Here is a 2,972-nt window from a genome sequence, read left to right as displayed (position 1 = left end):
GTTAAATGGAAATTTTTAGGTAGAAGAATTAAAGGATAGTCCTGTAATTCTTCAATAGATACATACTTACGTTCAGTTAAAGAATGGCTGGTTGGTACAACTAATGTAAGTTCACTTTTATATAGTGGGATAGAAACAATCTCTTTATCTTGCACTGGGAGAAATGTAATGCCAATATCTAATTCGTTTTGTAATAATTTTTCACGAATTTCTCCTGTACGAAGACCTAATACAGAAAGCTCAATATTAGGATATAAATTATTGAAATTTAAAATGGCTGGTGGTAGTAAATAATTTACGACGGTTAACAATGAGCCGATTGTTAAGGATCCATGCTGTAATCCGTTTAAATCTTGAATGGCAGAACGGGCTTGTTCGACTTCATGAAAGATTGTTTTACTGTGCGATAATAAAACTCTTCCTGCTTCAGTTAAAGATATTTTTTTACCAATTCGATCGAAAAGTGGCATGCCTACTTCATGTTCTAATGCACGTATTTGTTGACTTAGTGAAGGTTGTGAAATGTTTAATTTCTCAGCTGCTTTTGTAAAATGTAACTCTTTCGAAACAGCTAAAAAGTATTCTAGTTGTCGTAATTCGATTGGAATCACCTCAAATTTAATCATAGGATATACCTATCATTATTATATAAATAATTGAATTGAACAATGGTTTTATGAGATTTATAATCACTTTATCAGAAATGGATTGATTATAAAAATTAGATGAGGTGAAGCAGAATTGTTGAAATCGAACGTATTACCAGGAAATTATTCACAAGTACTTCAAAAAAGGTATGAGGCGGCTGTACCGACAGGAATATATCATTTAACGCCTTTATATGTAAAAGAAGCAAGAGGAGCGATAATTACAGATGTAGATGGAAATCAGTTTATTGATTTTGCTGGTGGAATTGGAATGCAAAATGTTGGTCATTGTCATCCGAAAGTTGTAAGAGCGGTACAAAAACAAGCGGAATCATTTATTCACCCATGTTTTCATGTAACTCCATATGAAAATTACATTACTTTAGCAGAGAAAATTAATGAAAAAGTGCCAGGAACAAGTGAGAAAAAAACGATGTTTGCAAATAGTGGTGCGGAAGCGATTGAAAATGCTGTGAAGATCGCACGTAAAGTCACAGGGAGAAGTAAAGTAATCTCGTTTGAACGAGGATTTCATGGGAGAACATTAATGACGATGTCTTTATCGACCAAAGAAAATCCATATAAAGCAGGATTTGGTCCGTTCGTTTCAGACATGCATATATTGCCGTATCCGTACTACTACAGAGCTGAAGAAGGGGCTTCTCCTGAAGAAGTGGATTCTCAAGTCATCTATCAGTTTGAAAAGTTTTTAGAAGAAGTATCACCTGAAAAAGTAGCGGCAATCGTAATGGAACCAGTACAAGGAGAAGCTGGATTTATTGTTCCTTCTATTTTATTTGTAAAACGAATCCGGGAGATTTGTGATCAATATGGTATTTTAATGATAATGGATGAGGTGCAAACTGGATTTGGTCGAACTGGGAAATGGTTTGCAACGGAACATTTTCAAATAGAGCCTGACATTATTACATTATCAAAATCAATAGCTGGAGGCTTACCATTAAGTGCAATTGTTGGCCGTGCGGAGTTGATGGATATTCCTGGGAGAGGGCAAATCGGTGGGACCTTTGCGGGAAGTCCATTATCATGTGCAGCCGGTCTTGCTGTATTTGAAATTATGGAAGAAGAAAATCTAGTTGAAAGAGCTCAGCAAGTTGGAAATAGAATAATATCACATTTACATGAAATGCAATTGAAATACGAGGTCATAGGTGATGTTCGCGGAATTGGTGCAATGATTGCAATGGAACTTGTAACGGATCGTATAACAAAAGAACCAGCAAAAGAACTAACATTAAAATTAATTGATGAATTCTGGAAGAATGGGCTTATAAGTATTGGAGCAGGGATATTTGATAATGTACTACGCTTTTTACCACCTCTAGTTATCTCAAACGAAGAAATAGATAGAGGGTTTGAAATAATAAATGAGTCTTTTGAAAAGTTGTGCCGCAAGTAAGAGGAGGGATTTGAATGACTAAAGTATATGAAATCCTATCTTTAAATATAGGATTGCCAAAAGAGGTTATGTATGGTGGGAAGTTAATTCAAACAGGGATAAATAAAAAGCAAGTAAAGGAACCTGCTTTTTTATCATTTTTAAAGTTTAATGGAGATGGACAGGCGGATTTAGTTCATCATGGAGGGGTAGATAAAGCGGTTTGTGTTTATACTGGTGACCACTATCCGTACTGGGAAAAAGAATTGAATCAGGAACTTGTATATGGGGCTTTCGGTGAAAATATAACAGTAAGCGGAATGCGTGAAGAAGATGTTTGTATTGGTGACACGTTTCAACTCGGAGAAGCGATTGTACAAGTAACGCAGCCAAGACAACCTTGTTTTAAATTAGCGAAGAAATATAATATTCCAAAGCTACCATTATATTTTCAAGATACAGGATACACAGGTTTTTATTTTCGAGTATTAAAAGAAGGGTGGATATTACCGGTAGATACTTTGAAATTGTTGAGGCCTGATCCAAAAGGTGTGTCAATTTCGTTTGCGAATCGCATAATGCATAAAGAAAAACAAAACTCTGAAGGATTAAAAAGGATTTTAGAAGTAAATGCACTGTCTACTAGTTGGAGAAAGACGTTTGAAAAGCGTATTAGGGGTGAAGAAATAAGTACGAAGGAGCGACTTGAAGGAACAAAATAATAAGTGAATAATATTTTTATAAATGGTGCATTTCTATTAGTAATAAGTTAATTAGAAAGCACCATTTGTATATAATAAACTTATTAATATTCAAAAATCTTTATATGAGTTTATTTGACTTATTTTTAAATAGTCAAAACAAAAAATAAATTAGACTATTTTTTTATGTTTTATGATAATATATTGATTTGAAAGGCCTATTAT

3 protein-coding genes are annotated in these 2,972 nt (G+C 34.1%); 2 read left to right on the top strand and 1 reads right to left on the bottom strand.

All coding sequences use genetic code 11. The features are described from left to right. A partial coding sequence (locus AB3X48_RS20265; protein WP_367959865.1) for a LysR family transcriptional regulator occupies nucleotides 1-611 on the bottom strand: 611 nt, incomplete at its 3' end. Nucleotides 612-741: 130 nt separating this feature from the next. On the opposite strand from AB3X48_RS20265, the gene gabT reads away from it, so the two are divergent. Continuing rightward, nucleotides 742-2,067, top strand: a complete 1,326-nt coding sequence (gabT, locus tag AB3X48_RS20260) for a 4-aminobutyrate--2-oxoglutarate transaminase (RefSeq protein ID WP_002157845.1) — start codon at nucleotides 742-744, stop codon at nucleotides 2,065-2,067. 14 nt (nucleotides 2,068-2,081) lie between these two features. Then, nucleotides 2,082-2,768 (top strand): MOSC domain-containing protein, encoded by a 687-nt coding sequence (locus AB3X48_RS20255; RefSeq protein WP_088099068.1) that lies wholly within the window; start codon nucleotides 2,082-2,084, stop codon nucleotides 2,766-2,768. Nucleotides 2,769-2,972 lie beyond the last annotated feature (204 nt).

This window comes from Bacillus sp. S4, assembly GCF_040838205.1.
Classification (GTDB): Bacteria; Bacillota; Bacilli; order Bacillales; family Bacillaceae_G; genus Bacillus_A; species Bacillus_A cereus_U.
The sequence above is the reverse complement of the archived record's forward strand: the minus strand, read 5'-3'. Positions and strand labels throughout refer to the sequence as shown.